28 protein-coding genes are annotated in these 23,122 nt (G+C 35.0%); 11 read left to right on the forward strand and 17 right to left on the reverse strand.

Features of this window, described 5'->3' with window-relative positions; translation table 11 throughout:
* Position 1: 1 nt before the first annotated feature.
* Positions 2-340, reverse strand: coding sequence for a tRNA-binding protein (locus SJY30_RS08745; protein WP_396635167.1), 339 nt, complete (start codon positions 338-340; stop codon positions 2-4).
* Positions 340-642 (reverse strand): phosphoribosylpyrophosphate synthetase, encoded by a 303-nt coding sequence (locus SJY30_RS08750; protein ID WP_396635168.1) that lies wholly within the window; start codon positions 640-642, stop codon positions 340-342. Before SJY30_RS08750 ends, SJY30_RS08745 begins: the two co-directional genes overlap by 1 nt.
* Before the next feature lie 89 nt (positions 643-731).
* On the opposite strand from SJY30_RS08750, the gene SJY30_RS08755 reads away from it, so the two are divergent.
* The gene (locus tag SJY30_RS08755; RefSeq protein WP_396635169.1) at positions 732-1,298 is read left to right on the forward strand and encodes a thioredoxin family protein; all 567 of its coding nucleotides are present in this window, start codon (positions 732-734) and stop codon (positions 1,296-1,298) included.
* Between the two features lie 17 nt (positions 1,299-1,315).
* Positions 1,316-1,843: a GNAT family N-acetyltransferase gene (locus SJY30_RS08760; RefSeq protein ID WP_396635170.1), complete on the forward strand. Its 528-nt coding sequence runs from the start codon at positions 1,316-1,318 to the stop codon at positions 1,841-1,843.
* A gap of 4 nt (positions 1,844-1,847) precedes the next feature.
* Here the strand turns inward: SJY30_RS08760 and SJY30_RS08765 are convergent, their stop codons facing one another.
* Positions 1,848-2,384, reverse strand: a complete 537-nt coding sequence (locus SJY30_RS08765; RefSeq protein WP_396635171.1) for a YfiT family bacillithiol transferase — start codon at positions 2,382-2,384, stop codon at positions 1,848-1,850.
* Between the two features lie 111 nt (positions 2,385-2,495).
* Here SJY30_RS08765 and SJY30_RS08770 point away from each other — a divergent pair, with 111 nt between their 5' ends.
* Both SJY30_RS08770 and SJY30_RS08775 read left to right on the forward strand, forming a co-directional pair.
* The gene (locus tag SJY30_RS08770) at positions 2,496-3,134 is read left to right on the forward strand and encodes a peroxiredoxin (protein ID WP_396635172.1); all 639 of its coding nucleotides are present in this window, start codon (positions 2,496-2,498) and stop codon (positions 3,132-3,134) included.
* 129 nt (positions 3,135-3,263) lie between these two features.
* Positions 3,264-3,458 carry a cold-shock protein gene (locus SJY30_RS08775; RefSeq protein ID WP_027064347.1) on the forward strand — a complete coding sequence of 65 codons (195 nt, stop codon included), beginning with the start codon at positions 3,264-3,266 and terminating at the stop codon, positions 3,456-3,458.
* A gap of 317 nt (positions 3,459-3,775) precedes the next feature.
* Here the strand turns inward: SJY30_RS08775 and SJY30_RS08780 are convergent, their stop codons facing one another.
* The 3 genes from SJY30_RS08780 to SJY30_RS08790 all read right to left on the reverse strand — a co-directional run bounded on the left by SJY30_RS08780 (position 3,776) and on the right by SJY30_RS08790 (position 7,067).
* On the reverse strand, positions 3,776-4,708 hold the full coding sequence (locus SJY30_RS08780; protein WP_396635173.1) for a peptidylprolyl isomerase: 933 nt from the start codon (positions 4,706-4,708) through the stop codon (positions 3,776-3,778).
* Positions 4,709-4,819: 111 nt separating this feature from the next.
* Positions 4,820-6,214, reverse strand: coding sequence for a M20/M25/M40 family metallo-hydrolase (locus tag SJY30_RS08785; RefSeq protein ID WP_396635174.1), 1,395 nt, complete (start codon positions 6,212-6,214; stop codon positions 4,820-4,822).
* Complete coding sequence (locus tag SJY30_RS08790; RefSeq protein WP_396635175.1) at positions 6,186-7,067, reverse strand: PPK2 family polyphosphate kinase; 882 nt, start codon at positions 7,065-7,067, stop codon at positions 6,186-6,188. Before SJY30_RS08790 ends, SJY30_RS08785 begins: the two co-directional genes overlap by 29 nt.
* Before the next feature lie 183 nt (positions 7,068-7,250).
* Here SJY30_RS08790 and SJY30_RS08795 point away from each other — a divergent pair, with 183 nt between their 5' ends.
* The gene (locus tag SJY30_RS08795) at positions 7,251-7,952 is read left to right on the forward strand and encodes a hypothetical protein (RefSeq protein WP_396635176.1); all 702 of its coding nucleotides are present in this window, start codon (positions 7,251-7,253) and stop codon (positions 7,950-7,952) included.
* Positions 7,953-7,961: 9 nt separating this feature from the next.
* On the opposite strand, the gene SJY30_RS08800 is transcribed toward SJY30_RS08795, so the two are convergent.
* From SJY30_RS08800 to SJY30_RS08845, 10 genes are all read right to left on the reverse strand, one after another.
* Positions 7,962-9,125, reverse strand: coding sequence for a sigma-54-dependent transcriptional regulator (locus tag SJY30_RS08800; protein ID WP_396635177.1), 1,164 nt, complete (start codon positions 9,123-9,125; stop codon positions 7,962-7,964).
* A gap of 9 nt (positions 9,126-9,134) precedes the next feature.
* A complete protein-coding gene (locus SJY30_RS08805; RefSeq protein ID WP_396635178.1) occupies positions 9,135-10,016 on the reverse strand; it encodes a DUF6268 family outer membrane beta-barrel protein in 882 nt (293 codons plus the stop codon).
* A complete protein-coding gene (locus SJY30_RS08810; protein ID WP_396635179.1) occupies positions 10,003-10,938 on the reverse strand; it encodes a mechanosensitive ion channel family protein in 936 nt (311 codons plus the stop codon). Before SJY30_RS08810 ends, SJY30_RS08805 begins: the two co-directional genes overlap by 14 nt.
* Entirely contained in the window at positions 10,935-12,281 is a 1,347-nt protein-coding gene (locus SJY30_RS08815) for an ABC transporter permease (RefSeq protein ID WP_396635180.1), read from the reverse strand. The genes SJY30_RS08810 and SJY30_RS08815 overlap by 4 nt, the downstream gene beginning before the upstream one ends.
* The gene (locus tag SJY30_RS08820; protein WP_396635181.1) at positions 12,274-13,212 is read right to left on the reverse strand and encodes an ABC transporter ATP-binding protein; all 939 of its coding nucleotides are present in this window, start codon (positions 13,210-13,212) and stop codon (positions 12,274-12,276) included. The genes SJY30_RS08815 and SJY30_RS08820 overlap by 8 nt, the downstream gene beginning before the upstream one ends.
* Positions 13,213-13,434: 222 nt before the next feature.
* The gene (dnaJ, locus tag SJY30_RS08825) at positions 13,435-14,553 is read right to left on the reverse strand and encodes a molecular chaperone DnaJ (protein ID WP_396635182.1); all 1,119 of its coding nucleotides are present in this window, start codon (positions 14,551-14,553) and stop codon (positions 13,435-13,437) included.
* Between the two features lie 9 nt (positions 14,554-14,562).
* Positions 14,563-15,120 (reverse strand): nucleotide exchange factor GrpE, encoded by a 558-nt coding sequence (locus SJY30_RS08830; RefSeq protein WP_396635183.1) that lies wholly within the window; start codon positions 15,118-15,120, stop codon positions 14,563-14,565.
* Between the two features lie 140 nt (positions 15,121-15,260).
* Positions 15,261-16,223 carry a TIGR01777 family oxidoreductase gene (locus tag SJY30_RS08835; protein WP_396635184.1) on the reverse strand — a complete coding sequence of 321 codons (963 nt, stop codon included), beginning with the start codon at positions 16,221-16,223 and terminating at the stop codon, positions 15,261-15,263.
* Between the two features lie 112 nt (positions 16,224-16,335).
* Complete coding sequence (gene mnmD, locus SJY30_RS08840; RefSeq protein ID WP_396635185.1) at positions 16,336-16,998, reverse strand: tRNA (5-methylaminomethyl-2-thiouridine)(34)-methyltransferase MnmD; 663 nt, start codon at positions 16,996-16,998, stop codon at positions 16,336-16,338.
* Positions 16,999-17,514, reverse strand: a complete 516-nt coding sequence (locus tag SJY30_RS08845) for a DUF4920 domain-containing protein (protein WP_396635186.1) — start codon at positions 17,512-17,514, stop codon at positions 16,999-17,001.
* Positions 17,515-17,586: 72 nt separating this feature from the next.
* On the opposite strand from SJY30_RS08845, the gene SJY30_RS08850 reads away from it, so the two are divergent.
* Positions 17,587-18,657 carry a branched-chain amino acid aminotransferase gene (locus SJY30_RS08850; protein ID WP_396635187.1) on the forward strand — a complete coding sequence of 357 codons (1,071 nt, stop codon included), beginning with the start codon at positions 17,587-17,589 and terminating at the stop codon, positions 18,655-18,657.
* A 30-nt stretch (positions 18,658-18,687) separates the two neighbouring features.
* Here SJY30_RS08850 and SJY30_RS08855 read toward each other — a convergent pair whose 3' ends face one another.
* Positions 18,688-19,074 (reverse strand): hypothetical protein, encoded by a 387-nt coding sequence (locus SJY30_RS08855; protein WP_396635188.1) that lies wholly within the window; start codon positions 19,072-19,074, stop codon positions 18,688-18,690.
* A gap of 351 nt (positions 19,075-19,425) precedes the next feature.
* Here SJY30_RS08855 and SJY30_RS08860 point away from each other — a divergent pair, with 351 nt between their 5' ends.
* The 5 genes from SJY30_RS08860 to SJY30_RS08880 all read left to right on the forward strand — a co-directional run bounded on the left by SJY30_RS08860 (position 19,426) and on the right by SJY30_RS08880 (position 23,112).
* Positions 19,426-19,605 carry a hypothetical protein gene (locus tag SJY30_RS08860; RefSeq protein ID WP_396635189.1) on the forward strand — a complete coding sequence of 60 codons (180 nt, stop codon included), beginning with the start codon at positions 19,426-19,428 and terminating at the stop codon, positions 19,603-19,605.
* Between the two features lie 18 nt (positions 19,606-19,623).
* Positions 19,624-19,995 carry a fluoride efflux transporter CrcB gene (crcB, locus tag SJY30_RS08865; protein WP_396635190.1) on the forward strand — a complete coding sequence of 124 codons (372 nt, stop codon included), beginning with the start codon at positions 19,624-19,626 and terminating at the stop codon, positions 19,993-19,995.
* A gap of 291 nt (positions 19,996-20,286) precedes the next feature.
* Positions 20,287-20,625 carry a P-II family nitrogen regulator gene (locus SJY30_RS08870; protein WP_036157884.1) on the forward strand — a complete coding sequence of 113 codons (339 nt, stop codon included), beginning with the start codon at positions 20,287-20,289 and terminating at the stop codon, positions 20,623-20,625.
* A gap of 32 nt (positions 20,626-20,657) precedes the next feature.
* Positions 20,658-21,938 (forward strand): ammonium transporter, encoded by a 1,281-nt coding sequence (locus SJY30_RS08875; RefSeq protein ID WP_396635191.1) that lies wholly within the window; start codon positions 20,658-20,660, stop codon positions 21,936-21,938.
* 100 nt (positions 21,939-22,038) lie between these two features.
* Positions 22,039-23,112: a porin gene (locus SJY30_RS08880; RefSeq protein WP_396635192.1), complete on the forward strand. Its 1,074-nt coding sequence runs from the start codon at positions 22,039-22,041 to the stop codon at positions 23,110-23,112.
* The last annotated feature ends 10 nt before the right edge of the window (positions 23,113-23,122 follow it).

Below are 23,122 nucleotides of genomic sequence, written 5' to 3' on the forward strand. Positions count from 1 at the left end.
TCTAGGAGATTTTTAATCCGTTTGGCACTTTCATTTGCGGTTGAAGAAGCACCACGGAACTATTTTCTACAGCCCCCAATATAAGACATTCACTCATAAAATTGGCAATTTGCTTTTTAGGAAAATTAACAACAGCTGTTACTTGAAGTCCTACAAGGTCTTCTTTCTTGTACTTTTCCGTTATTTGAGCAGATGTTTTTTTAACCCCTATTTCATCACCAAAATCTATATGTAATTTATATGAGGGATTTCTAGCCTCCGGAAAATCGAGCACATCTATAATTGTACCCACTCTCATATCGATCTTATTGAAATCTTGCCAAGTAACAGTATCTTTCATTAGCTCAATTTAAGCTTTTCTATCATATCTTTAGGTACATTGCCTGCATACATTCCGTACGCATCTACCAAAAGACCCTTTTCACCAGTATTAGTTTCAATAACATATAAGATCGTATTGTCATCTGGGTTGCTCATACCCTCAAAACGATAAAATTTTACGACCTCTAATTCGGTTGTAGTATGTATGTTCTTCTTGCTTTTATTTTCTACACCAGCATCACACAAGTTAAAATCTTCTGTGTAGCCCTCATCTTGCAATGCTTTAATTGCGTTAGATAAAGAAATATATGAATTTTCCATTTTTGAAATTTTTAAAGGTTTTTGAATATTATAAAGGAAAGACAAGCTTAATATAATCCTTAACTTAGTACCATAAATTATTAGTTGATATGGCAAGAACGGAAAGCAAAATGTTAGCACTGGGTACGGTAGCTCCAGAATTTAGTCTGTTAGATACTGTAAGTAAAAAAACCATGAATTTGCATGCTTTAAACGGTGATAGGGGAACAGTGATCATGTTTATCTGCAACCATTGCCCATTTGTAATTCATGTAAATCCGGAAATCACTAAAATGGCTATTGAATATCAGAAAAAAGGAATTCACTTTATAGCTATTTCGAGCAATGATGTTGAAAACTACCCAGAAGATGGTCCACATTATATGAGGATAAAGGCTAAAGCTGAAAATTATACTTTCCCATACCTATATGACGAAGACCAATCTATTGCAAAAAAATACGATGCCGCCTGCACACCGGATTTTTTCCTTTTTGACGAAGAGTTAAAATTAGTTTACCGCGGTCAGTTAGATGATTCTAGACCAGGAAATGGTTTACCGTTAACCGGCAAAGACCTTAGAAATGCCATTGAAAATCTTTTAAAAGGTGAAGCAATAGACCCAAATCAAAAACCTAGCATAGGTTGTAATATTAAATGGAAATCTAGTAATCAATAAAATTCTCACTACAAATTATGGAGAGTAATATTCAGTTTGAACAACTGAAACCAGAACTTTACAACACCTATATTGACATAGGCACGAAAGCCTATAATCAACATTACACACATTTATGGCCCAATGGCAACACCAAAACATACATAGAAAATAGCTTTACGAAAGCGGTTTTACTACAGGAAGAAAAAAATCAGGACACCATTTTATTTGTAATTAAATTAGACTCGGCTTATGTTGGTTTGTTAAAAATCACCTTACACAAAAAACTACAAGAGTTTAGCAGAGCCGATGCTTTGTATCTTGACAAAATCTATATACTCAACGAATATTCAGGAAAAGGCATTGGTGCTGAAAGTCTGCGATTTGTTGAAAAAATTGCCAAGAACAACGCTAAAAAAGTAATCTTTTTAGAATCTATGCAAAAAGGAATGGCGCTACCATTTTATCAAAAACATTCCTTTAAAATAGCAGCCATAACCCAAGTGCCATTTAACAGTGTTATTGAAGACGAAAAACCTATGTACCTCTTACAAAAAAATTTATAACCTCTTACCACCCTTTTCGCTCAGCCAAGGTTTTAATATGTTCAAAATGATGGTTACCATGCCATGCATATTTACCAATATTTTCTGCTACAGATACATTAACATTGCCCTCTGGGTGAATATAACTTCTCTTTAAATCATCTGGCGTTAGTCTTTCGCACATGTAAACCAATTTAGCGTGCAACGCCGTTAAATAAGAAAGTGAAAGAGCTATGGGTGCTGTCTTGGCATCAATAAGTTCACTCCACAAGTTTTCTTCGTAGACTTTAATTAGCGGTCTATTCTCAGTCAATGCCCATTTAAAACGAGTATAACTATGGTGATGACTATCTGCTATATGATGAATTACTTGCCCTACCGTCCAACCACCCTCACGGTATGGAGTTTCTAATTGAGATTCAGAAAAATCACTGACCAAATCAACTAAACGTTGCGGTAATGTTTTCAACGCTTGTATCCATTGCTTTATATGCTCATCAGAAATATTTTCGGGACACTCAAAATGCCCAATCGGATATCGTAATTTTTCTAAATCTTCCATAAACTAAAAGTAGAAAATTTTAATAGACTTTTAACCCAAAAACTTTAGACGTAGCTAATTAATCTACTAATTTTATAGGATATTAAATTAAATACATAAAAATATATCAATATGGCAACAATACGTTTGGGTGACAAAGCACCCGATTTCACAGCAGATAGCTCAATGGGAACCATCAACTTTTACGATTACTTAGGTGATAGTTGGGGAATTTTATTTTCTCACCCAGCAGATTTTACTCCTGTATGTACCACAGAATTAGGTACCGCAGCTAAATTTAAAGATGAGTTTGACAAGCGCAATGTAAAAATGATAGCATTAAGCGTGGATGGTGCAGCTTCACATGCTGAATGGATCAAAGATATCAACGAAGTGCAAAATACAGTGGTAAATTTTCCAATTATTGCAGATGAGGATAAAAAAGTCTCTGATCTATATGACATGATTCACCCAAATGCAGATAATAATCTTACAGTGCGTTCTGTATTTATTATTGCACCAGACAAAACCGTGAAACTAACATTGACTTACCCAGCTTCTACCGGAAGAAACTTTTATGAGCTATTAAGAGTAGTAGATTCCTTACAACTTACAGCGAATCATAAAGTAGCGACACCAGCAAATTGGGAGCATGGCAAGGATGTAGTAGTGAGCCCCGCTATATCAACCGATGATGCAAAAGGCATTTTTTCAAAAGGAGTTACAGAGGTAAAACCGTATTTAAGAATGACTCCAGACCCTACTGCATAGCCTTAAAAACAAGTTCATTCTCAATACATTAGAATAAATTTGTTAACTATAAGATAACGTAGAAGATTTTAAGTTTTTAAACAAAAAAAAACTATCTTCGCTCTTTAATTAATATTTAATTTTTCTATTATGAGTAAAGGAACAGTAAAATTCTTCAATGATTCTAAAGGTTACGGATTTATCACTGAAGATGGTTCAAACGAAGATCATTTTGTACACATTTCTGGCTTAATCGATGAAGTTCGTGAAGGTGATGTTGTAGAATTTGAACTACAACAAGGTAAAAAAGGATTAAACGCCGTTAATGTGAAGGTAATTGACTAGGTAAAGATTTAACTTTTTTATAGTATAAAACCCGAATCGATTGGTTCGGGTTTTTTTGTGCCTATTTTTTTAAAAAATTTGTTCAACCTAAACGCAACCTTTTATATAAATACATATCTATTGGTTAAACAAGAGCGGTTCCCCGACCTTAACCATGTATTTATGACCACATTTTTGACCGTATTTTTAGTTTTGATGGTAGTTAACGTTATTTTGCTGTTAGGCAGTTTCGTTACTCGTAAAAAGTAAACATCAAAAAAAACACCCATATCAAAATGATACAGGTGTTTATTATTATTTTAAAGTAGTTAGGTTTCTTAACCTACCTTCATTAATTCTACATCAAAGATCAGTGTAGCGTTTGGTGGTATAACGCCAGCTGCACCTGCAGATCCATAAGCTAGATCAGAAGGGATTACAAAACGAGCTTTATCACCAACTTGTAGTAAAGAAATACCTTCATCCCAACCTGGAATAACTTGACCAATTCCTAATTGAAAATCAATAGGAGAGTTACGTTTGTAAGATGAATCGAATACTTGACCATTTAAAAGAGAACCTTCGTAGTGTACAGAAACTTTCTCACCTTTAACAGCCTTGGCACCATCACCTTTCTGGATCATCTTATAACGAAGACCTGATGGCGTAGTATCAAAACCTGCCGCTACTTTATCAAGTTCAGCTTCTTGCTTTGCTTTTTCGGCAGCTAATCTAGCCTCACCTGAAGCATTGAAATCTTCAAAAGCCTTTAATGCATCCCACTTTTGTGCTGCATCACCCACTCTAACAATTTCCAAAGATTCAATAACGTCATCTTGCGCTATAGCATCCACAACTTCTTGACCAGCCTCTACATGACCAAATACAGTATGCTTGTTATCTAACCATGGTGTTGGTACGTGAGTAATAAAAAATTGGCTTCCATTGGTTCCAGGACCGGCATTTGCCATAGAAAGAACACCAGGAGTATCATGCTTCAATTCTGGGTGAAATTCATCATCGAATTTATAGCCAGCATCACCTGTTCCGGTACCTTGAGGGCAACCTCCTTGAACCATAAAATCTGGAATAACCCTATGAAATTTCAAACCATTATAATAAGGCTCACCTTTACCTTTAGCACTATTCTCTTTGTCACCCTCTGCAAGAGCTACAAAGTTACCTACAGTACCGGGAGTTTTATCGTGAGTTAATTTTACTAGTATTTCGCCTTTATTTGTATTGAACTTGGCGTAAATTCCGTCTTCCATTTTTATTTTTTTAGTATCTGGCAAAGGTAAAGAAATTTAACGATTTGAACATTTCATGATTTTCAAAAACACAAATTGATTTTGTTACTATTATAGCAGAAATAGTAGCAATTAAAATCCGTATTTATCTACCAGATATATTAAACTTGCCATAGATGCAGCACCTAATTGAAGCTCTCTTTTATTTACATGCTCAAAGGTATCGTTCTCTGCATGGTGATGGTCAAAATAACGTTGAGAATCTGGTCGTAAACCTGCCAATAGCAATCCATCGTTTTTTAACGGACCAATATCAGCACCACTAAAACCTTTTTCAAAATAGTGTATTAAGTATGGTTTAAAAAGACTTTTCCATTCCAGAACTTTCTCAAAATCTTTGTCGGAGCTTTCAAAAGTAAATCCGCGAGGAGAAAATCCGCCAGAATCACTTTCTAATGCAAAAATGTGTTTTTCATTTTTGGTACTAGCTATTTCCGCATACTTTTTACCACCTCTTAAACCATTTTCCTCATTCATAAAAAGAACTACTCTTACCGTACGTTTTGGCTTATAACCTGTTTTTTTGAATAGATTTAAGACCTCCATACTTTGAACACAACCAGCACCATCATCATGAGAACCATCACCAAGATCCCAAGAATCTAAATGACCACCAACAACAATAACTTCCTCTGGTTTAGTTGTTCCTCTGATTTCCCCGATAACATTATATGATTCTACATCATTGAATTGTTTACAGTTTTGTTTAAAATAAAATTCAATAGCAGGATTCAATTTTAAAGAAGTACTTAATAATTCTGCAGCATTGGTACTAATTGCCGCAGCAGGAATTCTATCTGATACCGCTTGCTCTCCATAGTTCATTGATCCCGTATGCGGATAATCATCTAAACGAAGATTCATTGAACGAACAATTACACCTACAGCACCAAATTCAGATGCCTCTAAAGCACCTGCATAACGCTGATCCACACAATTGGAATAAGCAGTAAACGTGTTAATTTGGGTATCATCCATAGGTTTATTGAAAAACACTATTTTTCCTTGAATTTTATCTTTGCCAAGTGCTGCCAGCTGTTCTATACCTTGAACCTCTATAACATTCGCTTTTACACCTGTTGCCGGAGTAGCTACCGAACCACCAATTGCACAAATAGGTACATTAGTAGTTGTACCTGGCGATGTTTCAAAGTAAGCAAATTCTGGTGTACCCCTTACCCATTTAGGAACCTTTACCGGTTGTAACCAAACTTTGTCCAAACCTAAAGAATCTAATTGCGCCTTTGTATAATCTACCGCTTGTTGGGCTTGAATAGACCCAGATAATCGTCCACCTATTTGATTGGATAAATAATTCAACCAATCATAACCATCCCCTTCGGTAAGCGCGGTATCATAAAGTTTCTTGATCTGGTCTTGATCCGTTTGCTGAGACTGCCCCACAAATATAATTGCAATGACAAATAATAAAGCAAGTTTACTTTTCAGTCTGTAATTGTTCTTCATAGCTGTCTAAATTAGCCATTATTTTTTCGCTTAACATAGGCTCCTTAATATCTTTGTATTTTTTTAACGATTCTAATAGTATGGATGCTACTATAACACGAGTTGCCTTTTTGTTATCCGCAGGTATAGCAAACCACGGTGCATGATCATGGGTTGTTTTAGAAATAGCTTCTTCATAGCAATGTTGGTATGCATCCCACAACTTACGTTCTTTTAAATCTCCTGGAGAAAATTTCCAATGCTTCTCTTTAAGAGCTAATCGTCTTAATAATCGTTGGCGCTGCTCTTCTTTAGATAGATTTAAAAAGAATTTAAAAATTAAAGTTCCATTTTCAGCTAGGTGACATTCAAAGTCATTTATTTGCTCAAATCTTTTATCCCAAAATTTTTGGTCTATATCATCTACCGTATGTATACCTGGTATATGCTCGTTTAAAATGTATTCTGGGTGTACTCTGGTTACCAGAACATTTTCGTAATGGGTTCTATTGAATACTCCGAATTTACCTTTTGCCGGCAATACTATATAATGACGCCATAGATAATTATGACTTAGTTCTAGTTCGGTAGGGACTTTAAAGCTATGTACTTCAACACCACTGACATTGAAATCTTTAAATACCTCACGAATCAAACTATCTTTACCAGCGGTGTCCATACCTTGCAGGCAAACTAGAATACTATACTTTCCATGTGCATAGATAGTGTCTTGAAATTCGCCAAGATCTCTTCTTATTTTTGACAATTCTTTTTTAAGTTCTTTATCAGACTTCCCAAAATCTTCAAAAGTCTCATAATCAGCTATTTTAAAATTTTTATTGGTCCTATAATTGTCTATTTTTAATTCATCCATATTTAAATATAAAGTTTAATATTAATTATTACTAATTCGATACCAAAACATAAGTAATACATTTCTCACAAATCCGTTTAACGTGATTCATGTGTATTGTATCGAAAATAATATTTTCAACAAGGTAAAGCATCTAAATTTATCCGTGTAAGATCCCAAATCTTACACTAAAACCACCTACTTATGAAGAAAAATATCTTTTTTTTCTGTGCAATCGCACTACTGTCCTTATCCGCATTCGGTATGAATGTTGAGTGTGAATATGCCAATTCTAATATGGGTTATGCCAAAACTCAAATAAACGCAGCATTACTTACCCAAGATATCAATCAAGCTCGTTTTTACGCCTACAGAGCAATTAGCGCTTTAGAAAAATCTAAAAATCAATTAAATGTTTGTGGTTGCAAAAAGGCAAAGGAAAGTATGTTGGAAAATATGGAGGTGCTAACACTTGCCACTAAATCCACAACTTTAGAGGGTGCAATTACTTATTTGAGCAAATCTATTAGCCTTACCAACAATACAATATCGGTATTGGAATCTCATGATACTCATGAAAGTACATACGCAAACGACGCACTTTCGATAAACACTAGCGCTAAGGCAGAAAAAACCACTACAAAAACCAAGAGTAAAACAAAAAAGAAAGACCTTTTCGAGACCATAGATACTTCTTTAGAAAAATATCGTATTTCGTTAGATAAGGTAGTTCAAAGTGTTAACTGTAAAGACGCTACTGCTTTTGCAACTAGAATTTTCGATGAATGTGAAGCTCAACTATTAAAACCGGATATCTCTGAAGGCAGTAAATATTACAATCTACGCACTAAAGAAATCACACAAGAAGCTTTAAACAAAATTGGCAATTGTTCTTCTAAAAAGTAATCATTAAGACTACTTACTGGCAAACAATTTTACATCATCTTCTGACACCTCTTGGCCACCAAGAATAATCAACCTTTCAACAACGTTTCTTAATTCACGTATATTCCCCGTCCAATCATAAGCTTTTAATAGCTTAATAGCTTTCTCTGAAAAAGTTTTACCCGCCATACCCTGCTCTGCTGCAATTTTTTTAGAAAAATGCTCTATTAGTAATGGGATATCATCTCTTCTATCATTTAAGCTGGGTACTTGAATAAGAATAACGGCAAGTCTGTGGTATAAATCTTCTCTAAAGTTACCTTCTTCAATTTCTTTCTTTAAATCTTTGTTGGTAGCCGCAAGTACACGAACATCCACTTTTATATCTTTATCTGTACCAACACGAGAAATCTTACTTTCTTGAAGAGCTCTTAATACTTTTGCTTGGGCAGAAAGGCTCATGTCACCTATTTCATCTAAAAATATAGTACCCTTATTAGCTGCTTCAAACTTTCCTGCTCTATCTTTAACTGCAGATGTAAAGGCACCCTTTACGTGACCGAACAATTCACTCTCTATTAATTCAGAAGGTATTGCAGCACAGTTCACTTCTATAAAAGACCCTGAACTTCTTGCACTCTTTTCATGTAGCCAATGTGCAACAAGTTCTTTACCGGTACCATTAGACCCGGTAATTAAAACACGGGCATCTGTAGGTGCCACTTTCTCGATCATATCTTTAATCGCACCTATTTCGCTACTTTCACCGATCATCTCATAATTCTTACTTACCTTTTTCTTCAAGTTCTTGTTCTCCACAACCAAGACCTTTCTATCCAACGCATTTCTAACGGTAGTAAGCAATCTATTTAAATCTGGCGGTTTAGAGATATAATCAAAAGCACCTAAACGCATTGTATTTACGGCAGTATCTAAATCTCCATGACCCGAGATCATAATAAACGGAATTTCAGGTTTGATTTTTCTGGCAGCTTCAAGTACCTCTACACCATCCATTTTTGGCATTTTTATATCGCAGAGTACTAAGTCATAGTCATTCTTCTTTATAGTCTCAATACCTTTTAATCCGTCTTCGGCTTCTTCTACGGAGTAGGCATCATTTTCTTCGGATAAAATTTTAACCAATACCCTTCTAATTGCTGCTTCATCTTCTATTACTAATATCTTTGACATAACTGCTTTTTAAATTCCTATTCTTATTCCTGTTCTAAAATATAGACCCGATGCGTCGTTTAAGGTAAATATATCATCTCTTTCTTCGTTTCGCAAAGCACTATTTTGATAAATAGAACGACCACCTATTAAGTAAACGGACATATCTTTAGTTATTTTATATTGATAGCCTAATGTCAATAATAATGCCGTAGAAGAAACATCGGTAGACAAATTATTACCGGGCAACAAAATATCATTCTGAATATTTACATAATATCCATCTAAAAATATTTCTGTCTGAAAAAAATGCCCTTTCTTGGTAAAGTACTTCATACCAGATTTTGGTGCTCCTAAAGTATAGGCCCAATTTGGGTGAAATCTTTTTTCAAAATACACAAAGGGCAACGGTATATCTATTGGAGAAGTACCGTTATATGAAATACCCAAAACCAACATATAGGGTTTATCAGCATCTTTTACGTTTTTATATGCGCCCAGGGTATAGTTCATATTAAAATCGTCATTTTCAAGTTCTTGAACAAAGTTCGTAGACCATCTAGGGGTTACAACACCAATCAATCGCCAACTTTCAGATAACTTATACATATAAGCCAAATTCACATCTAGCACATGAAATTTGCTTAAGTCTCCAGAATTAGGAAACAAATCGTCAGGAACCTCAAAATTGTATCTGTTATACTCTGCACCAAGTACTAAAAAATCTTTCTTATCACGAACCGCAGTAGGTACGTTCACTACCAATTTAATACGAGATGTTTCAACATCACCACTATTTTCTGGCATTAGCATATATTCCAATCTAAAAACATCTGGTGTTTGCGCTAGAACTAAATTAAAAGTAAAAAGCAGCAAACCTAAGAACAGAAATAGAAGATTACGCTTTTTCATTATCCCCTACATTTGAAGCATTATTGTTCTGAAGTGGACTTTGTTGAAACAAATGCACATCTCTTTGAGGAAAAGGAATAGAGATATTGTTCTTTCTAAATTCAGCATCTATTTTATACCGTACATCACTTTTTACACGTGGGTCTGTAAAACTATCGGTAATGTAAAAATTAACGGCAAATATGAGGGCAGAATCACCAAAATCTTCAAAGATCACAAATGGTTTAGGACTTTTTAAAATTGACCTTTGCGACTTCACTACATCCAACAATATCTGGGTCACAAGTTCAATATCACTACCATATGCCACACCTATGCGAACCAATTCCCTAGTGGTTTTATGATTTTGCGTATAATTATAAACGATATCACTAATAAATTTATGATTTGGTATTATAATTACCTTATCATCTCGGGTAATCGCTCTTGTGGTTCTTAATTTAATTTCAAAGACCTTACCTACTTTATTATCTATTTCAATGATATCGCCAACCCTTAATGATTTATCTACTATAATAAATATACCACCAATGATATCTTGAAAAATCTCTTGTAAAGCCAAACCAAGCCCGACAAAAAGTGCTGCAGATGCCGTTATTAAAATGGTAATATCAATACCGGCCGCACTCATGGTAAACAGTATGACTATAACATAAACCAAGTACTTGATGAACTTAAATATGCTTATAAACTTAAGCTTATCATCAACCTCCATTTTTCTTGTGAAAAACCTACGAATAGCCTGTAAAACCGTACTGGTAAGTAAAAATGCTACGGTGAGCAATAATAAAAGACCAATGGTTATGTTAATAGATTTATCACCTTCGCCAAAGTGATAACCAAGGTCTAGAAATTTCTTTATGGTCCCCCAAATATCGTCTTCGATTATCTCCTTTATTTTTTCTGTACTTTCTTGAATCATGACGAATATTTAAGCCACTTATACAATTCTTTGTAACTAGGTTTTTTACCGTACATTAATATACCTACACGATATATTTTTGCAGCAACCCATACTATACCAATAAATGTACCTATTAATATTAGAATTGAGGTGACCAATTGCCAAACAGGTACTCCACCCTCACCAATACCCCAAGGTAAACGCATCAACATTACAATTGGTGATGTTAAAGGAAATAAGGAAAAACCAACGGCTATTGGTCCGTTAGGATTACTAAATACAGAAAAGAACCCCACGTAAATTGCCAACATCAACGGTAGTATTACCGGAAATATAAATTGTTGCGTATCTGTTTCATTATCCACAGCGGCACCAATTGCGGCATAAATAGAACTATAAATCAAATAACCCAACATAAAGTAAACAATGAAAAAGAAAAGCATAGCAAAAATGGGTAACTCGAATATTTCTTGGGTATATAATTGAATGTTTTGTGTAAGGGCATCTACATCGACATTTGTAGTATTCGCCATACCTGGTGCTACGCCACCACCTTTGGTAAGGCTTGCCGGGTCAATATCAAAAATAGCCAAACCAATGAACAACAAAATGGCTCCAGAAATAATCCAAATTCCAAATTGGGTAATACCTGCAAGAGATGTCCCAATAATTTTACCCATCATTAAATGAAAAGGTTTTACTGATGAAATAATAACTTCAATAATACGACTGGTTTTTTCTTCAATAACGCTACGCATTACAAAGCCGCCGTAGATAATAATGAACATCATAATCAAATAGCCAAATGCACCACCAATAATCGCTTTGATTTCATTGATACCTTTAACGTTCTGTAGTCCATCAAAAGTTTCGATATTTATGTTATAACTACGGTCCATCTCTGCGTACTCTTTGGGTGACACCCCAAGTTCTCGTAATCGCTCTTGACGGAGTCTTCGCGTAATGGAATTTTCTAACTTATCTAAAACCGAAGCACTTGGAGCATCTTTACTATAGAAAAAAGCGCGCTGGGCAACTTGTTCTACATTAGTTTCATTTGGCAAGTATATAAGACCATAAAAACCCAAACCCATAGTAGAGTCTTTTGCCTGTTCTAGACTTATATCTTTAAAATTGATGTATGAGGTAGCTTCTGAGGTTACAAATTCATTGGCGAAATAACTACTCTCGTTCAATACACCGATCACCTTTTTCTCAGTGTCGTTTAGTTGGGTTAAATATGCTATCAACAATATCATACCCACCATTAAAATAGGACTCAAAAAAGTCATAACCACAAAAGACTTATTACGCACTTTTGCAATGTATTCTCTTTTTATTATTAGAGGTAACTTATTCATTGTCAATATTTTTATTTTGAATGGTCTTGATAAAAATATCATTTGCAGACGGTATGGTCTCGATAAATCCGTTTACGTTTGCCCTAGAGCCAAGAAAGGACAAAATTTCACCCGATTGATTAGAAGGTAGTTGCACCCTAAGGTTCAACTGATTTTCAATACTATCATAATCTTGGGTGATAATCTGAAACTTATCTTTCATTTCAAGTAGCAGTGCTTCTTGATTGCTGGTTTCTAAACCTATTTCAAAAATGTTGTTCTTGTAAGCCTTTTTAATATCGGATAATTTACCATCCAATATTTTTTCAGATTTATGAATCAATGCTATATACTCGCACAATTCTTCAACAGACTCCATTCTATGTGTCGAAAAAATGATGGAAGTACCTTTTTCCTTGAGGCTTAAAATCTGTTCTTTGATAATATTGGCGTTTATAGGATCAAAACCACTAAAAGGTTCATCAAAAATCAACAATTTTGGTTCGTGAAGCACGGTAACCACAAACTGTATTTTTTGTGCCATACCTTTAGAAAGCTCTTGTATTTTCTTGTTCCACCAATCGCCGATTTCCAATCTTTCGAACCAATATTTCAATCTCTTTTTAGCTTCAGCTTTTGACAAACCCTTTAGCTGTGCTAGGTAGAGTGCCTGCTCGCCAACTTTCATGCTTTTATACAGACCGCGCTCTTCTGGTAAATAACCAATTTGTGCAATATGCTCAGACTTCAGTAACTCACCATCAAAATAGACAGCACCTTTATCTGGAAAAGTGATTTGATTTATAATACGTATGAGGGTGGTTTTACCGGCCCCGTTAGGTCCCAGTAATCCGTAGATACTATTCTTAGGAATTTCAAGGGAAACGTTCTTCAATGCCGTATGGCTTCCAAACTGTTTGGTGACCTCATTAGCTACCAAAATATGACTCATGTACTCAATTTCTACAAAGATATTGAAATGTTTGGACTAGCTACACTCTTTATGATTCCTTTATAAATGCCAGTAGAGCAATTCATTTTGTCCTAAAAAGCAAAACCCACCCTTGATAAATCAAGGATGGGAAAAAAATTGCTATGAAAAAGAAAATTAATATTGGTCGCCCAATATTATCTCAAATATACGTTTTTTATTTAAAAACTAATTAAATAGAATCTAAGAGAACATATCTTTTACTTTTTCAAAAAATGACTTATCGGATTTCTCTGGTCGAGGCTTAAAATTATCATTGCCCTGCATTTTCTCAAAGAACTCTCGTTGTTCTTTATTCAATTCTTTAGGTGTCCAAACATTTACATGTACCAATATATCACCAGCACCATACCCATTTAAACTTGTAATACCTTTACCTCTAAGTCTTAATATTTTACCAGACTGAATACCAGCTTCTAGCTTAATACGTACTTTACCGCCTACGGCATCTATTTCTTTTGACGTACCTAATACAGCTTCAGAAATACTTACATAAAGATCGTAGTGTAAGTTATCGCCTTCTCTTTTTAAGGTACTATGTTCTTGGGTTTCAATGGCAACCAATAAATCTCCTGGCACTCCGTTTCCTGGAGCATCATTACCTTTATTAGGTACTTTCAGCTGCATACCTTCTTCTACACCTGCCGGTATATTAATAGAAACGGTCTCTTCTGCAACTTTAAGTCCTTGTGCATCGGCATCACCAGGTTTACCATCTAAAATTTGACCACTACCACCACAAGTACTACATACAGCAGCCGTTTGCATTCTACCCAATATAGTATTCTGCACTTTCGTTACCTGCCCTCTACCATTACATGTAGAACACGTTTTATAGGTAACGCCTTCTGCCTGAACTTTTCGTTTTACCTTAACTTTTTTCTCTACACCATTTGCAATCTCTTCTAAGGTCAATGAAACCCTAATACGAAGATTGCTTCCTTTAACCCTACGTTGACCACCGCCACCGCCGAAGCCGCCAAAACCGCCACCGCCGAAGCCGCCGCCAAAAATATCACCAAACTGGCTGAAGATATCATCCATATTCATACCGCCGCCAAAACCGCCGCCACCGCCGCCTTCAAAGGCAGAATGACCGAACTGATCATAACGAGCTTTCTTATCTGGATCGCTCAAGATTTCATAAGCTTCAGCAGATTTTTTAAACTTCTCTTCTGCAGAACTATCTCCCGGATTTTTATCTGGGTGATATTGCAATGCCTTTTTACGGTATGCTTTCTTTATTTCTGCAGCAGTTGCATTCTTACTGATGCCCAATACTTCATAATAATCTTCCTTCATTCCAATCTTTTAATTTCCTACTACTACTTTTGGATGCCTAATGATACGGTCGCCCAACTTAAATCCTTTTTCGATGACATCGATAATTTTACCTTTCATCTTTTTATCAGGAGCCGGTATTTGAGTAATTGCTTCATGTATTTCAGCATCGAATACATCACCTGCATTTGCCTCAACCATTTCTAAACCTTTACCTTTAAGTGTTTCTCTAAGCTTAACGTTGATTAGTTCTACACCTTTAAAAGCTTCTTTATCATCTGACTTCGCCAATTCTTTCATTGCTCTGTCAAAATCATCCAATACAGGCAACAATGAAACTATCACTTCTTGTCCTGCAGTTTTGAACAACTCCATACGTTCTTTAGAAGTACGTCTTTTATAATTCTCAAATTCTGCAAACAATCTCAAAAACTTATCTTTTTCTTTCGCCAGTTCCTCACTAAGTGTCTCTTCTACAGACTTTTCTACCTCTTCCTCTTCATTCTCCAGCTTTTGTTCTTGCTCTTCGCCATCTAATAGCGCATCATCCAAGAATTCATCATCCAAAGTGTTTTCTTTATCACTCATAATTTATTCTAATTTATAATAGCCGATTAAAAGCAGGCAAAAGTACTGCCAATTCTTTAAAAATGTCAAAATGTCACAAAAGATTAAAAAAAAATCCGCCAAAAAGCGGATTTAATTATATCTGACAAATGAATAAGTTTCTATGACACAAATTGTTTCGATGTATTATTCTTAGCATCTACACATTGGGCATTAGTATCATAAATAGCACCAAGTGCTTGACAAATATTGGCATATTGAAAAACAAAACCTTCTTCTTCTATTTTTTTACTGCTAACACGCTGGCTGGCAAATAAAATATATGCCATTTGACCAAGTACGGTATACATTACAAATTTTGGAACATTAGGTAGAAACAACGGTTGATCTAAAGCCTTGGCAATCTCTTTTACCAACTTCATATTAGTCACAGGGTTTGGCGCAACACCATTATATGTACCTTTTAATTTATACTTGGTTATATGTAAAAATATACCAGCTAAATCAGATATATGAATCCATGATTGCCATTGTTCACCAGAACCAAAAGCAGCGCCTACATAATATTTAACCGGTTTGGCCATTTCTGGTAAGGCACCACCATCTTTTGACATCACCAACCCGATACGCACTTTAGCAACTGATAATCCTAATGTTTTGAATTCATTTATCTTCTTTTCCCAAACACTAACTACCTCTCCCAAAAAGCTATTATCAACTTTTTCTTCGTTCTCGGTATAGTAATTACTTAAGGAATCTGGATAAATACCTATCGCCGAAGCAGACACCAAAGAAGTCACCGAATGGTTTTCGTTTTCTTGAAGCGTTTTCTTTAGAAGCTCTAAAGTATCGACCCTGCTATTAATTATCTCTTTTTTATAGCTACTTGTCCATCTTTTAGATATGCTCGAACCAGCTAAATTTATAATGACCGAAACACCATCTAGGCATTTTGCATCAATTTGCCCATTAGTAGGGTTCCAATAATAACCTTGATAATTATCTTTTGAAACAATTTTATTTTTTCGTGTAGTAAGGTAGTTAACGGTATAACCTATATCATGGCATTGAGACACTAACTCGCTACCTACTAAACCTGTTGCACCTGTTATCAATACTTTCATGGACTAAAGGTATTGTTTTTGATAGATGTAGATACACTATTTAATTTCGATTTAACATTGTTGTCATAGCTATTGATGTACAACGCGTTAAAGTTTTATTAATACCCAGAAATTATTGTTTTTTTGCTCGTAACATTTCTCTTTTACCTGGCGGCCCTGGTAATCTTTCAACAAGAAAACCGACCTCTAACATAGCACGCCTAACACTACCTTTTGCGGCATAAGTAACTAGTGTACCACCACTTTTCATAGCATTGAACATAATTTGAAAAATTTCTACCGTCCATAATTCCGGTTGCACACGGGCGCCAAAAGCATCGAAATAAACGAGATCATAAGTATTAATATCTTCTATATCCTTAAAAAGCTTCTGTTGCTTAGTTAGTTTAAAGTTCGAAGTAATTTTTATCTCTTGCCCCCATAAAGAAGAGTGCATTAAATCAAAATCATCTTTTCTTGAAATAGCATTTAATTCCTCTAAGTAATTTAGCTGATCAAGTTCCTCTGACGATACAGGGTAAGCCTCCACACCAGTATATTTAATTTGAAGATTTCGCTTTTGATATTCGATTAAGGTTATGAAAGCATTTAAACCGGTACCAAAACCTATTTCAAGAATGTTCAATTCTTGATCTTTAAATAAATCCAATCCAGATTTTATAAACACATGATAAGCTTCTTGTATAGCACCATGTTTGGAATGGTACTGCTCTTGCCAGTCCATAATTTGAATGGTCTTTGAACCATCTCCTGTAGTAATAATTTCTCTTTTCAATTAATTAGAAACTATTACTCCCGTTGCCTCAAAACTATACGTTCTTTTAGGAGCTGTTATTTTTGCAATTTCTTCTGAGGTTTTACCACCATCTTTAGCATAATGTTTTTGATCATCAACACTCATTTCTTCTACAAATGCCAATCCGTTCAAGACAACTTCTTTTCCAAGTATATCTGCCGGCATAAAAAATGAATAATCTTTAAATCTTACCATTGCTTGCTCACCTTCTGGCAACTCAACAATCATCCAACATCCTTTTACCTTACAAACTTCTTTCACTTTGGTCTTGAACTGAATATTCAAAGAATCTGATACCGGTAGTGAAGCAAATTGTGCCATTACTTCGTTTTTATCACTCAATGAAGTGATTTTAAACTCTTCGCCGTAAAACTCTGATGCATTTTTTTCAGCATCTTGCTGGGCAAGGCATGTAAAAAACCCAAACAAAAAGACAAGTAATATGTTAAATCCTTTCATAAATCCTAAAAATGTTGATATACCTGCAAAACTCATCAATTTAAAAGAAAAAAAGAAGTTCTAGTAGGGATATTTGTTTAATTTTAATCAACTAAAGTTACGTAATTCATGAGTATTGCAACGAAAGATATCATAGTAGAAAAGGTAAAAACTTCAAAAATTGACCAAGTAGATTTTGACAATCTTGCCTTTGGTTCGGTATTCACAGACCATATGTTAGTCTGTACTTATAAGAACGGTGCATGGGAAACCCCTAAAATTACACCTTACCAACCCATTACGCTAGACCCTTCTTCCAAGATTTTTCATTACGGACAATCTATTTTCGAAGGCATGAAAGCTTATAAGGATAAAAATGATGACGTCTATCTATTTAGACCCTTAGAAAACCATAAGCGCTTTAATATTTCGGCTAAGAGAATGTGTATTCCAGAAATACCTGAAGATTATTTTATGGAAGGATTGACTACACTTTTAAATTTAGATAAAGATTTTATACCAACAAAAGATGGTAGTTCGTTATACATAAGACCATTTATGTTCGCCTCAGGCAATGGTTTTCATGCATCTCCCGCAAATGAATATACATTCATAATCGCTTGTGCGCCATCTGGTGCTTATTTTTCTGGCAAGGTAAAAGTACTTATTGAAGAAAAATATTCAAGATCGGCAAACGGCGGCGTAGGTTATGCGAAAGCTGGCGGTAATTATGCAGGTCAGTTCTACCCAACGCAACTTGCTGTTGAAAAAGGATACAACCAAGTAATCTGGACAGATGACACCAACCATGAATTTATTGAAGAAGCTGGTGCCATGAATATATTCATAAGAATAAATGACACCTTATTAACAGGACCTACCAGTGATCGTATACTTGATGGTATTACCAGAAAAAGTATTTTAGATATTGCCAAAGACCAAGGTATTAAGACCGAGGTTAGAAAGATAACGGTAAAAGAAGTTGTTGAAGCCGCAAAAGACGGGTCTTTGAAAGAAATGTTCGGTGCCGGTACGGCAGCGGTTATTTCACCTATCGCAGGTTTTGGTTACAGAGATACAGATTATGACTTACCGGAATTGGAGAATAGTTTTGGTAAACAATTAAAGAAAATCATAACAGACATACAGTACAATAAATCTGAAGATAAATTCGGATGGCGCTTTAAAGTCAAATCATAACAATAAAAAAAGGGGCGAAACGCCCCTTTTTTATTTATCTAAAATAGCACCAATATTGGGCTTAGAATAATTAGGTCCTTTAAGAACTTTTCCATCTTCACGGTAAATAGGTTTACCATCTTCACCTAGCTTACTCATATTACTTCTTTGTATTTCATTGAATACCTCTTCAATCTTATACTGCATACCGTGTTCCAATATAGTACCACACAATATGTATAACATATCACCCAATGCATCCGCGACTTCAACGAGGTCGTTATTCTGTGCTGCTTCTAAATACTCCTTGTTTTCCTCATCCATTAAATTGAAACGCAAAGTGTTCTTTGCTTCTCCTAAATCCGCAATCATATCTTCTGAAACACCCAGACCAAAAGAATTATGAAATTCTTCTACTGCTTTGATTTTATTTTTCATCTTTATTATACTGTTTTCGGTTAGCTTTGCGTAAAAATATAAAATATGTTTAGCACCGGACAAATCATTTTTGCAATTGCTTTTGCAGTGGTTTTCGCCATCATAATTGTCATTTCTTACCGAAAAGATTTGAAATTGCACCAAAAAAATTTTAAAGGCGTAAAATGGATAGGTGTATTCTTTATACTATTCATAATTCTACTGCTTTTTATCAAGTTTTTCCTAAAGGAATAGTTAATTTTTTTCCTACACCACAAAAATTAACGTTTTCACAACAAAACGATATATAAGGGCGTTATATATACCAAATACCGTAATTTTGCGTTATTCATCTATAAGGTGTAATAAATTATGATGACATTTCTTACAATTTTTTTAGTATTAGTGGGTATTAATATTGCCTTGGTAGTAGTTAGTTTGATCAGTGTTTCTCAAAAAGCGAAAACAACAGCTCAAAAATCAGCTAAACAACCAACATCTGTAATCTATCCTTTAGATTTACTTACTACAAGCTACAAGAAAGCAGTTTAGTTTTTACCTTTATAAGGTATGAAACAATTTTTACTGGTTTTTTTAGGCGGGGGTTTAGGTAGTATTTTAAGATATTATATATCTAAAAACCTGAATGCCTATTATTCAAATTTCTATTTAGGTACCTTTTTGGTCAATATTATTGGCTGTCTAGTTATAGGTATATTAATAGGACTGTCGCTAAAGAACAATTACATTTCAGAAAATCAGACATTATTATTGGCTACCGGTTTCTGTGGTGGCTTCACTACCTTTTCAACCTTTGCATTAGAAAGTAACATCTTATTCAAAGAAACTTCACTACTTCAATCATCCCTATATATGGGCTTAAGTGTAGCTATTGGTATACTGGCTATATCATTTGGGCTATGGATTTGCAAAATGTTATAGAACTAACATTCATTGCCTACTATTTTATTTTTATACATTTTTTTAAGTATTTGCCGTTTTATTAAACAATCGTTAGATAATCAATCATTTTTCTGACGATTATTCTATGATAAGTCTCAAATCACTATTCCTCATTCTCTTTATCTTCAATATAAACATACATTAATAACAATACCCTAAAATTTTAGGGGTATAAATTATCATACTGATAAAAATCAGTAGTGATCCCCTAAAATTTTTAGGGTGTGCATGTTTTTAACATATATTTGGCAATATCAAAAACTTATTCAAATGAAAAAAATCGAGGCAATTATTAGAAAATCAAAATTTGACGATGTCAAAGAGGCATTGCATCAAATAGAGGTGAACTTCTTCAGTTACTGGGATGTAACCGGGGTAGGAAATGAAAAACAAGGGCATGTTTATCGTGGAATTTCTTACAGCACAACAGATATCCAACGTAGGTATTTATCTATAGTTGTTTCAGATGACTTTTTAGAAAAAACAGTAGATACAATTTTAGAATCGGCATATTCAGGTAATGTTGGTGACGGAAAAGTATTTGTATCAGAAGTATTAGAAGCCTATCGAATTAGAACCAAAGAAAAAGGTTTGGCAGGAATTAACTAACCCTTATAAGAACCACTCAAAAAATTACAATTATGAATGAAGCAACACAAGAATCAATGAACGCAGCTATAGAAGCGATAAATGGAGACATGGGAGCCTTATGGATTACCATTGCCGCTATTTTAGTTTTCTTTATGCAAGCGGGGTTCACTTTAGTAGAAGTCGGTTTTACCAGAAGTAAGAACTCAGGAAACATAGTAATGAAAAACTTAATGGACCTTGCCGTAGGTTCAATCATGTTCTGGGCCGTAGGGTACGGTATCATGTACGGTAGTGATCTAGTATTAGGAGGCTTTTTTAGATCAAGTCCTGCTGAACAAGGTTATTTCTTCTTTAGTGCAACAGATTGGTATAATTTATTTTTCCAAACTGTATTCTGTGCAACAGCAGCTACAATTGTATCTGGAGCAGTTGCAGAACGTACTAAATTTTCAACTTATTTAATTTTATCTGCAGTACTAACAACATTTATTTACCCTATTTCTGGTAGCTGGTATTGGCCATTTGATGATGATGCGTGGTTAAACACTGCTGGTTTTATTGATTTCGCAGGTTCTTCTGTAGTACATGCCGTAGGTGGTGGTGCTGCTTTGGTAGCTGCCATTATGGTAGGTCCGAGAATTGGTAAATATGTTGACGGAGAAGTAAAAGTTATACCGGGTCACAATATGATGTACGGCGCGTTAGGTGTTCTTATCCTTTGGTTAGGGTGGTTCGGTTTTAACGGTGGCTCTCAATTAGCTTGGGGTGGTGATGATACTATTGCGGCAGGTAGCGTAATTATCAACACAAACTTAGCAGCAGGTATTGGAGCTATTGCCGCTCTTTTCTTAACATGGATAAAATACGGAAAGCCAGATCTTTCTATGACATTGAACGGTGCCTTAGCAGGTTTAGTTGGTATTACAGCTGGTTGTGGTGCTGTTAATGCCTGGGGTGCAGTAGCAATAGGTCTAATTTGTGGCCTAGCAGTAGTTCTTTCTATTGAAATATTGGATAAAAAGTTTAAGATCGACGATCCAGTAGGTGCTATATCTGTACATGGTACATGTGGTTTCATCGGTACTGTATTAGTAGGTGTATTCGCTTTAGACGGCGGTCTTTTGTACGGTGGTGGCGCTAGTCTTCTTTGGGTTCAGACTTACGGTTCTTTAGCTTACATCTTATGGGCTGCTTTTGGAACCTTTGTTGTTCTATTCATATTAAAGAAAACAATAGGTTTAAGAGTTTCTAAACAAGACGAGATCGAAGGATTGGATATTACAGAGCATGGTCTTGAAGCATACCCTGAGCATATTTCAAGCGACAAATAAAAAAATACGGAGCGTTTTGCAGAACGCTCCGTTACATAACCTTTTCAACAAATAAATTACTCAAATTAATTCATCCCAAAAGGGATAAAAATCAAAATTTATGAAAACGATTATTAATACAAAGTACGTAAAAAATATTTTCGCAACAGGTCTTATGCTTTTTGCAGCCGCTGGTGTTGTAGCTCAAGAAGATGAAGAACCAACTCCTAGCTTTACTTTAAGCGGATCAATAGATGCATATTATAGAGCAAATTTAAATGGTGATAACTCTGCTCCAGGTGGTGTACCAAATGCAGCACCAGGTTCATCTTTTGCTAATTTACCAGGCTTTGCCCTTGGTATGGCGAATGTTGTTGCTGGTTACGAAGGAGAAAAAGTAGGTTTTGTTGCTGATTTAGTTTTTGGTCCTAGAGGAACAGATGCTATTTTTGCCTCTCCTATTTATTCTGCAACCGGTAACATTGTTAACCAACTTTATGCTTACTGGAATGTTAGTGACGATGTAACATTAACCTTCGGTAATTTTAATACTTTTTTAGGTTATGAAGTAATTTCTCCAACAGCTAATTTTAACTATAGTACTTCTTATTTATTTTCTTACGGACCTTTTTCTCACACAGGTTTAAAAGCTGATTTCGCTTTATCTGATGATTTTAGCTTAATGTTAGCTGTTATGAATCGTACAGATATAACAGAGTTAAATTTGGATGGAAAATATGCATATGGAGCACAACTGGGATACAGTGGGCAATACCTTAACTTTTTAGCAGATAATGGTGCATTTGAAATTGACTATACAGGTGGATTTGATCTTTCTGATGATTTCTTTTTAGGATTAAACGCTGCATATTTTGATGGTGGAGATGATGCTGCAGGATTTGCAGGTGTTGCTTTATACCCTCAATTAGCTACTTCTGAAGACTTTACAATTGGTTTAAGAGGTGAATACTTTACTGAGCTAGATGGCGAATTTGGAGCAATAGGAACCGGTGTTGAAGAATCAAGCGTATTTGCAGTTACATTAACTGGTAGCTATTCAGTTGATAATTTAACTATTAAACCAGAATTAAGATTAGATTCTGCTTCTGATGATTCATTTTACTTTGCTGACAGTGATTTGAACCCACAAAAAAGCTTATCATCTTTTGTACTTGCAGCTATCTACTCTTTCTAAGTAGTTGATA

Source organism: Maribacter sp. R86514 (assembly GCF_044597005.1).
GTDB lineage: Bacteria > Bacteroidota > Bacteroidia > Flavobacteriales > Flavobacteriaceae > Maribacter.

Excerpts from the sequence above, each read along its gene's own strand:
- SJY30_RS08745 (WP_396635167.1), bottom strand. The coding sequence starts at position 340 with ATGAAAGATACTGTTACTTGGCAAGATTTCAATAAGATCGATATGAGA.
- SJY30_RS08750 (WP_396635168.1), bottom strand. The coding sequence starts at position 642 with ATGGAAAATTCATATATTTCTTTATCTAACGCAATTAAAGCATTGCAA.
- SJY30_RS08755 (WP_396635169.1), top strand. The coding sequence starts at position 732 with ATGGCAAGAACGGAAAGCAAAATGTTAGCACTGGGTACGGTAGCTCCA.
- SJY30_RS08760 (WP_396635170.1), top strand. The coding sequence starts at position 1,316 with ATGGAGAGTAATATTCAGTTTGAACAACTGAAACCAGAACTTTACAAC.
- SJY30_RS08765 (WP_396635171.1), bottom strand. The coding sequence starts at position 2,384 with ATGGAAGATTTAGAAAAATTACGATATCCGATTGGGCATTTTGAGTGT.
- SJY30_RS08770 (WP_396635172.1), top strand. The coding sequence starts at position 2,496 with ATGGCAACAATACGTTTGGGTGACAAAGCACCCGATTTCACAGCAGAT.
- SJY30_RS08775 (WP_027064347.1), top strand. The coding sequence starts at position 3,264 with ATGAGTAAAGGAACAGTAAAATTCTTCAATGATTCTAAAGGTTACGGA.
- SJY30_RS08780 (WP_396635173.1), bottom strand. The coding sequence starts at position 4,708 with ATGGAAGACGGAATTTACGCCAAGTTCAATACAAATAAAGGCGAAATA.
- SJY30_RS08785 (WP_396635174.1), bottom strand. The coding sequence starts at position 6,214 with ATGAAGAACAATTACAGACTGAAAAGTAAACTTGCTTTATTATTTGTC.
- SJY30_RS08790 (WP_396635175.1), bottom strand. The coding sequence starts at position 7,067 with ATGGATGAATTAAAAATAGACAATTATAGGACCAATAAAAATTTTAAA.
- SJY30_RS08795 (WP_396635176.1), top strand. The coding sequence starts at position 7,251 with ATGAAGAAAAATATCTTTTTTTTCTGTGCAATCGCACTACTGTCCTTA.
- SJY30_RS08800 (WP_396635177.1), bottom strand. The coding sequence starts at position 9,125 with ATGTCAAAGATATTAGTAATAGAAGATGAAGCAGCAATTAGAAGGGTA.
- SJY30_RS08805 (WP_396635178.1), bottom strand. The coding sequence starts at position 10,016 with ATGAAAAAGCGTAATCTTCTATTTCTGTTCTTAGGTTTGCTGCTTTTT.
- SJY30_RS08810 (WP_396635179.1), bottom strand. The coding sequence starts at position 10,938 with ATGATTCAAGAAAGTACAGAAAAAATAAAGGAGATAATCGAAGACGAT.
- SJY30_RS08815 (WP_396635180.1), bottom strand. The coding sequence starts at position 12,281 with ATGAATAAGTTACCTCTAATAATAAAAAGAGAATACATTGCAAAAGTG.
- SJY30_RS08820 (WP_396635181.1), bottom strand. The coding sequence starts at position 13,212 with ATGAGTCATATTTTGGTAGCTAATGAGGTCACCAAACAGTTTGGAAGC.
- dnaJ (WP_396635182.1), bottom strand. The coding sequence starts at position 14,553 with ATGAAGGAAGATTATTATGAAGTATTGGGCATCAGTAAGAATGCAACT.
- SJY30_RS08830 (WP_396635183.1), bottom strand. The coding sequence starts at position 15,120 with ATGAGTGATAAAGAAAACACTTTGGATGATGAATTCTTGGATGATGCG.
- SJY30_RS08835 (WP_396635184.1), bottom strand. The coding sequence starts at position 16,223 with ATGAAAGTATTGATAACAGGTGCAACAGGTTTAGTAGGTAGCGAGTTA.
- SJY30_RS08845 (WP_396635186.1), bottom strand. The coding sequence starts at position 17,514 with ATGAGTTTTGCAGGTATATCAACATTTTTAGGATTTATGAAAGGATTT.
- SJY30_RS08850 (WP_396635187.1), top strand. The coding sequence starts at position 17,587 with ATGAGTATTGCAACGAAAGATATCATAGTAGAAAAGGTAAAAACTTCA.
- SJY30_RS08855 (WP_396635188.1), bottom strand. The coding sequence starts at position 19,074 with ATGAAAAATAAAATCAAAGCAGTAGAAGAATTTCATAATTCTTTTGGT.
- SJY30_RS08860 (WP_396635189.1), top strand. The coding sequence starts at position 19,426 with ATGATGACATTTCTTACAATTTTTTTAGTATTAGTGGGTATTAATATT.
- crcB (WP_396635190.1), top strand. The coding sequence starts at position 19,624 with ATGAAACAATTTTTACTGGTTTTTTTAGGCGGGGGTTTAGGTAGTATT.
- SJY30_RS08870 (WP_036157884.1), top strand. The coding sequence starts at position 20,287 with ATGAAAAAAATCGAGGCAATTATTAGAAAATCAAAATTTGACGATGTC.
- SJY30_RS08875 (WP_396635191.1), top strand. The coding sequence starts at position 20,658 with ATGAATGAAGCAACACAAGAATCAATGAACGCAGCTATAGAAGCGATA.
- SJY30_RS08880 (WP_396635192.1), top strand. The coding sequence starts at position 22,039 with ATGAAAACGATTATTAATACAAAGTACGTAAAAAATATTTTCGCAACA.